This is a genomic window from Inquilinus sp., from assembly GCF_039594555.1.
Classification (GTDB): Bacteria; Pseudomonadota; Alphaproteobacteria; order DSM-16000; family Inquilinaceae; genus Inquilinus.
Genome location: NZ_JBCNNF010000398.1, coordinates 1 through 6,397, shown reverse-complemented (window position 1 = coordinate 6,397; position 6,397 = coordinate 1). Strand labels below are relative to the sequence as shown.

The window sequence follows — 6,397 nt, the reverse complement described above, 5'->3', positions numbered from 1 at the left end:
GCCACAAAATCATCGTTGAAAGCCTGCAGCGTACCGAAGGCGCTGCGCATGGGATGGTAAAAGTCGCTGAAGCTGACCCTCGCGCAGCGCCAGCACCGGCAGCGCCCCGCCGGCCGGGACGGTCAGGCGGATGTCCAGCCGCTGGGCGATGGCAATCGGGAAGCGCGACCCGGCCACCGGCGCCACCGGCATGCCGTCGACCGCGACCAGCGTGCCCTCGGCCGTACCGAGATCGATATGGAAGTTGGTCGCCGCCGCGCCGTTGATGATGCGCAGCCGCACCCGGCCGCCGCGCTCGACCCGCACCACCTCCGGATCGGCCAGGGTTCGGTCATTGGCTAGGTAGGCGTCGTATTCGACGTCGTTCAGGTCCATCGCCATGCCCGGCATGTCGTGCTGCATCCCGGGCATCGGCTTGGCGCCGCCCATCGACATTCCGCTCATGTCGTGGCCGCCCATGTCATGGCCGCTGTGATCCATGCCCGCCATGCCCTGGCTGCCGTGATCCATTCCGACCATGCCGTGGCCCTGGCCGCCGCGCAGCCCGGCCATGATCTCGGCCGGGTCGCGGAAGCTGAAATCGTGCAGCATCAGCACCACCTCCTGCTCGTCCAGCCCGGCCTCGGCCGGGTCGGCGACGATCAGCGGCGCCGCCAGCAGCTGCTGCTCCTGCAGCCCGAGATGGGAGTGCATCCAGTTGGTGCCCGGCCGGGCCAGCGGGAAGGCGTAGTCATACGCGGCGCCCGGCGGCAGCGGGTCCTGGCTCACGCCCGGCACCCCGTCCTGGCGCCAGGGCGGCGTCAGGCCGTGCCAGTGCACCAGCGATGGCTCGGACAGGCCGTTGGTCAGCCGCACCCGGAAGTCGTCGCCCGAGATCGCGCGCAGGCCCTGGCCGCCGTCCGGCCGCAGGATGCCGAACACCGTCGCGGCCTTGCCGCCGATATCCAGGCTGCGGGTGGCGACGGTCAGCTCCGCCGGCGCGGCGGCGCGGGCCAGGCGGGGCAGGGCGGTGGCCAGCGCTGCGGTTGCGGCGGCACCGGACAGAAGACGGCGGCGGGTGATCACGATCTCAACCTCGTCAGAACAAGCTCGACTAGATCCTCAGGCTTCCCCCCGCTGGAAGGTAAAGCGCGTCACGACGTCGCCTCTTTTGTCGGCGATCAGGGGCAACGGCCGGCATCGGCCGACACGCATTGGAGCCGCCCATGACCACCGAATCGTCCCGCCGCCATCTCCTCGGCCTCGCCGTCGCCGGGGCCGCCGGCGGCCTCGCCGCCGCCTGTGCCCGCAGCCAGGCCGCGGCGCCGGGCGCGACCGAGCCGCAGCCCGCCCTCTCCGAGGCCGAGCTGAACAAGCTGAAGGGGCTGACGCTGCGCACCGTCCGGCCGGGCGAGCCGATGACCATGGACTACCGCATTGACCGGCTGACCGTCGAAGTCGACGCCCAGGGCAAGATCATCCGGGCGTCGATCGGCTAGGACGAACGCACCCGCTCATAGTGCCGGCGCGCCTTGTTGCGGTTGCCGCAATCGGCCATCGAGCACCAGCGCCGGCTGCGGTTGCGCGAGGTGTCGAGGAACACCCAGGCGCAGTCGGGGTCGGAGCAACTGCCGACCCGCTCGGCGCGGCCGGAGACCAGCAGCTCGGCCGCGTCCCACACCACCGGCCACAGCGGCTGCTCCAGCGGGTCGGTCTCGGTCATGGTCCAGGCGAAGCCGGATCTGGTGGCCGCCAGCCCGGTGCGGGTCGGGGCCCGGGCCAGCACGGCGTTCAGCACCGCCAGTTCTTCGGCCGCCGCCGCGGCCGGCGCGGTCAGGATCCGGCCCAGCGCGACGCGCAGGCGCAGCGCCGTCGCCAGAACCGCCGCGGCGTCGTCCGGGCGCAGCAAAGCCTCCTGCGTCAGCCGCCTGACGCCGGCGCGGTCCAGGATGCCGACATGGCCGGCCCACAGGACGATCTCGCCATAGCTCGTCAGCCGCTCGCCGCGCTGCGGGACGTCGCCGCGCCACGCCTCGGTGTTGACGAAGTCGAGGCTGAGCGAGCCGCCGAGACGCTTCGGCGGGCGCACCGCATAGGAGGGGGCCTGGGTCTGCATGACCCGGCCATCCTAGCGGTTGACGGGGCCGGGGCAAGCCCGGCATGGTCGATTCAACCAGTTCAGGGGTTAGGACATGCCGACAGCGGACCGCGACGCCACGCTCGATTGCCGGCCGGCCGCGCCGGAGCGGCTGGGCGATGTCGAGACCGTGTTCGCCGGCTGCGCCGATGCCGGCCGCTGCTGGTGCGCCTTCTGGCGCCGGGAGCGCCAGGAGTACCGTGCCGGCACCCGCGACGGCAGCAACCGCGCTTTGTTCCGCGACCTGGTCGAATCGGGCGAGACGCTGGGGCTGGTCGGCTATCGCGGCGGCGAGCCTGTCGCCTGGTGCGGCGTGGCCCCGCGGGCGGAGCAGCCGCGCCTGGCCCGGTCGCGCAACCTGGCGCCGGTCGACGATGTGCCGGTCTGGTCGATCACCTGCTTCGTGACCACGAAGGCGCATCGCCGCACCGGCCTGCTGCGCCCGCTGGTGGCGGCGGCGGCGCGGCTGGCCCGGTCGCGCGGCGCCCCGGCGCTGGAGGCCTATCCGATCGACGCGGCGCGGCCGCTGGGCTCGGGCGAGATCTACACCGGCGTGCTGCGGCCCTTCCTCGACCTCGGCTTCCGCGAGGTGGCGCGGCGCAGCCCGACCCGGCCGATCGTCCGCCTCGACCTGATGAAGGAGGAGCAGAGATGATCGCACGGATGTGGCGCGGCCCGGTGCCGAAGGCGAAGAAGGACGCCTATGTCGCCTATCTGCGGGAGACCGGCCTGGGCGACTATGCCCGGACGCCCGGCAACCGCGGCGTCTGGCTGCTGTGCCGGGACAAGGGCGAGGAGGTGGAGTTCACGACCCTCACCCTCTGGGAATCGGTGGAGGCGATCAAGGCCTTCGCCGGCGAGGAGTACGGCCGCGCCCGCTACTATCCGCGCGACCGCGACTTCCTGACCCGCTTCGACCCGGAGGTCGAGCATTTCGAGGTGATCGAAGCCGGTGGCACGCGGTAGAAGCGCCGGACAAGGGGAGAGAACGCCATGCAGTTCCATCAGGGCCGCCTGATCGACCATGTCCATCTGGTGGTGCGCGACCTGGAGGCGAGCCGCCGCTTCTACGCGGCGGTGCTGGCTTCGGTCGGCCGCGCCATCACCTTCGAAGGCCAGGGCTTCTTCGCCTCGGACGAGCTGTTCGTCAGCCCGGGCGACGCCATCAGCCATGTCCACCTGGCATTCCAGGCGGCGGACCGCGAGACCGTGCACCGCTTCCACGCCGCGGCGCTGGCGGCCGGCGGGCGCGACAATGGCGGGCCAGGCGAGCGCCACTACCACCCCGGCTATTACGGCGCCTTCGTGCTCGATCCCGACGGCAACAACATCGAGGCCGTGCATCACGGCCCGGCGGCACGGTCGGCGGAGTCGGTCGTGATCACGGCCGGTCCTTGATGTGACCTCCGACATCCGCCTGCGGCCGATCGCCGGCTCCGGGCTCGGCTTGGCGATGACGGCCCTGGCGCGCAGCCGCTGGGCTGACGCCGGGCCTTGGGGCTCAGTTCGCGGTCGTCGCCGGGGCGCTGGCCGTGACGGCCTCCTCCGCGTCGGCGGGGCATTGCTGGGCCAGGCTTTCGTCGGCCTCCGCCGCCGGCACGCAGGCATCGCCGAAGCGGGCGGCTTCCAGCGGGATGAACTGCGCCCCGCAGTTCGGCGGGGCAATGGTGTCCGGCAGGCCGGTGACGTCGCAGACCACGGCGCCGCCCATCTTCACCCCGACCAGGTTGGCCCCGTCGAACTTCACCCCGGTGAGGTTGGCGCCGCGGAAATCAGCGTTGGACAAGTCGCTGTTCTCGAAGGTGGCGCCGGTCAGGTCGGCGCGGACGAAGCTGGCCCCCCGCAGGTCGATCCGGTCGAACCGGGCCGCCCGGAAGAAGCCGTCGGAGAAATCGGCGCCGGAGAAATCCGATCGCCGCACCTCGCCCTTGCCGGGGATCGCGGCGGGGTTCGAGAAGTTCGCCCTGGGGCCGCAGGCGGCGTCGAACCTGGCGCCCGCCCCCCTGGCGCCGAGCAGGGTGGCACGGGCGAGCGTGGCGCGCCGGAAATCCGCCCTCGCGAGCTCCGAATCGTCGAGACGGGCGTCGTTCATCATGGCGCATTGGAAATTGGCGCTCTGCGCGTTGGCGGTGACGATCTGGGCCCGGCCCAACTGGGTGCGCAGATGGGGCAGCCGCGACAGGTTGGGCGAGGCGAGATTCCGGTCGGGGCCGAAATTCGCGCCGGCCAGGGAGGCATTGGCGAAGCTGGCCCGCGTCAGGTTCGACCCGCCGAGGTCGGCCTTGTCCAGGATCGCCCGGTAGAAGTTCGCCAGATACAGCTCGGACGCCGAGAGGTCCGTGCCCCGCAGGTCGGACCCGGCCAGCTGGGCGTAGGCCATCGAGACGCCGCGGAAATATCCGCGCGCCAGGTTCAGCGGAACCTCTTTGGAATAGGGCTCGCATCCCCGCCGGGCGATCACGGCGAGGGCGGCCTGGATGTCCGCACCGACCACCGCGTCATGCGAGGCCTCGTCCTGCTCCCGCCGCGCGGCATTGCCGCCGGGGATCGGGTCGAGATGAGAGGAGGTCACGGCCTGGGCGGCGATACCCTGCAGCGCCACCCGGTAGAGCCGGTTGTCGATGGAGAACGCGGCATCCGCGGCGGCGCCCTGGCTGGAGAGGGGGCGCTGGTTGCCGTCGGGGCACAGCGGGTCCGCCCGGTCGCCGCCCACCGTCTGCGCCAGGGCATGGATCCCGGCCAGCCGCGCGGCGACGCTGTCGCCCGCCAGGGCCTGGAGGCTGCCGGCATATTGCTGCTGCTCGTTCTTCTCCACGCTCTCGCGCGCAGCCCGGGAAACCTGGAGCAGGGTGTAGAGGGCGGCGGCGACCAGGAGCGGGATGATCAGCAGCTGCCCGATGTTGCGGCGGTAGCGGTCCGCATCCTCGATCCGCTCCCGGCGCGAGTCGTATTTGTGCCGCGATGTCAGCAGCACCGGACCCCACATCCAGGCGATCAAGGCCAGAAGGGCCGCGGCCGCCACCAGCGCGATGGCGACGCTCGGGCGGCTGCTCAGGAAATTCTCGGCATTCGCCAGCCAATCCATCATGAAATATCTCCTGGGCCGGGCCCGTATCGGCGGCTTGAAATAACGGCTGTGTGCCGATGCCGGCGCACCATAGGAAAACACTGTGTCGGAAATGGCACTACGAAGGGAAGTCAGGTTCCTATCCGTGTCCCATGGCGGCTCCCTGTATTTCGATCATTTGTTCCTTTCTAAAGGCACAATGAAAACCATGCTGAGGAAAGTAAATTTCAATGCCGAGTTCTCTGGTCAATCTAGCACGGCAGTGGCGAAATCGCGATGGGCGGCGCTGACGGCGCGTCGGGTCAGGGACGGGCCGGCGCGGCCCTGCGGCCCCGGCCGCGCAGCGCCAGCATGGCGCCGTTCCAGGCGACGTAGGCGGCCAGCGCCAGGCCCAGTGCCGCGGCCGAGCCGAGCGGTACGGCGGCCATATGCAGCAGCGCCAGCGCCGGGATGTACCCGACCATGCCGATCAGGGCATTGGCGAAGACCGCTGCTGTCGCCGGGCCGCCGATGCGCGGATGCAGCAGCAGGGCCAGGCTGCCGGTGACCACCGGTGCCAGGGCGGCGAAGCCGGCCGCCGCCGGCCCCAAAGCGCGGCCGATCAGCAGCACCGCGGCGATCAGCCCGGTGACCGCGGCCGCCCGCGCCGGGACGTCCCAGCGCCGGCCGGCGGCGCGCACCGGCGGTGTCGTCGCCAAGCCCCGCAGCGCCAGCGGCAGGCAGGCGGCGAAGACGATCAGGTTCAGCGCCACGGCGCCGGGCAGGGTCCAGTCGACCCGGGAGACGAGGGCGGCCGTCGCGGCCCAGCCCAGCAGCCCCATCGGCAGGCTGACGGCGAGGCTGCGCGAGCGGGCGAGCAGCGAATAGAGCGTCAGGAACACGGCGGTGGCGGCGTTGACCGCCAGGCTGGCCACGGCGCTGCCGGCGATGAACCGGGCATCATGCTCCATCGCCAGGAAGACATAGGCCGGGCCGACCGAGATCGGCAGCGTCGCGATCATCGCCCCGAGCACCGGCCCGCTGCGCTCGACCAGCAGCGAGGCAACGACCACGATCCCGGCGGCCAGCGCCAGCTTGGCGGCGAACAGAAGCCAGAACGGGTCGATCACGATAGCGTTCCTGGTTTTTGGTCGAAGCTAAGGGAACTCAATTTTATAGTTGTCATGCCCGGGCTTGACCCGGGCATCCAGAGATGTCGAGGCCGCTCTGGGTGG

8 protein-coding genes are annotated in these 6,397 nt (G+C 71.2%); 4 read left to right on the top strand and 4 right to left on the bottom strand.

Features of this window, described 5'->3' with window-relative positions; translation table 11 throughout:
* Positions 1 to 9: 9 nt before the first annotated feature.
* Positions 10 to 1,065: a multicopper oxidase domain-containing protein gene (locus ABDW35_RS29785; protein ID WP_343717474.1), complete on the bottom strand. Its 1,056-nt coding sequence runs from the start codon at positions 1,063 to 1,065 to the stop codon at positions 10 to 12.
* A 140-nt stretch (positions 1,066 to 1,205) separates the two neighbouring features.
* Here ABDW35_RS29785 and ABDW35_RS29780 point away from each other — a divergent pair, with 140 nt between their 5' ends.
* Positions 1,206 to 1,478 (top strand): I78 family peptidase inhibitor, encoded by a 273-nt coding sequence (locus tag ABDW35_RS29780; protein ID WP_343717473.1) that lies wholly within the window; start codon positions 1,206 to 1,208, stop codon positions 1,476 to 1,478.
* Here the strand turns inward: ABDW35_RS29780 and ABDW35_RS29775 are convergent.
* Entirely contained in the window at positions 1,475 to 2,095 is a 621-nt protein-coding gene (locus tag ABDW35_RS29775) for a CGNR zinc finger domain-containing protein (RefSeq protein WP_343717472.1), read from the bottom strand. The genes ABDW35_RS29780 and ABDW35_RS29775 overlap by 4 nt on opposite strands.
* A gap of 76 nt (positions 2,096 to 2,171) precedes the next feature.
* Between ABDW35_RS29775 and ABDW35_RS29770 the strand changes: the two genes are divergently transcribed.
* The 3 genes from ABDW35_RS29770 to ABDW35_RS29760 are packed head-to-tail and all read left to right on the top strand — an operon-like array spanning position 2,172 to position 3,514.
* Positions 2,172 to 2,771, top strand: coding sequence for a GNAT family N-acetyltransferase (locus tag ABDW35_RS29770; RefSeq protein WP_343717471.1), 600 nt, complete (start codon positions 2,172 to 2,174; stop codon positions 2,769 to 2,771).
* The gene (locus ABDW35_RS29765; RefSeq protein WP_343717470.1) at positions 2,768 to 3,082 is read left to right on the top strand and encodes a hypothetical protein; all 315 of its coding nucleotides are present in this window, start codon (positions 2,768 to 2,770) and stop codon (positions 3,080 to 3,082) included. The genes ABDW35_RS29770 and ABDW35_RS29765 overlap by 4 nt, the downstream gene beginning before the upstream one ends.
* Before the next feature lie 27 nt (positions 3,083 to 3,109).
* Entirely contained in the window at positions 3,110 to 3,514 is a 405-nt protein-coding gene (locus ABDW35_RS29760; protein WP_343717469.1) for a VOC family protein, read from the top strand.
* A gap of 103 nt (positions 3,515 to 3,617) precedes the next feature.
* Here ABDW35_RS29760 and ABDW35_RS29755 read toward each other — a convergent pair whose 3' ends face one another.
* Positions 3,618 to 5,204, bottom strand: coding sequence for a pentapeptide repeat-containing protein (locus ABDW35_RS29755; RefSeq protein ID WP_343717468.1), 1,587 nt, complete (start codon positions 5,202 to 5,204; stop codon positions 3,618 to 3,620).
* A gap of 281 nt (positions 5,205 to 5,485) precedes the next feature.
* Positions 5,486 to 6,292 carry a hypothetical protein gene (locus ABDW35_RS29750; RefSeq protein WP_343717467.1) on the bottom strand — a complete coding sequence of 269 codons (807 nt, stop codon included), beginning with the start codon at positions 6,290 to 6,292 and terminating at the stop codon, positions 5,486 to 5,488.
* Between the last annotated feature and the right edge of the window lie 105 nt (positions 6,293 to 6,397).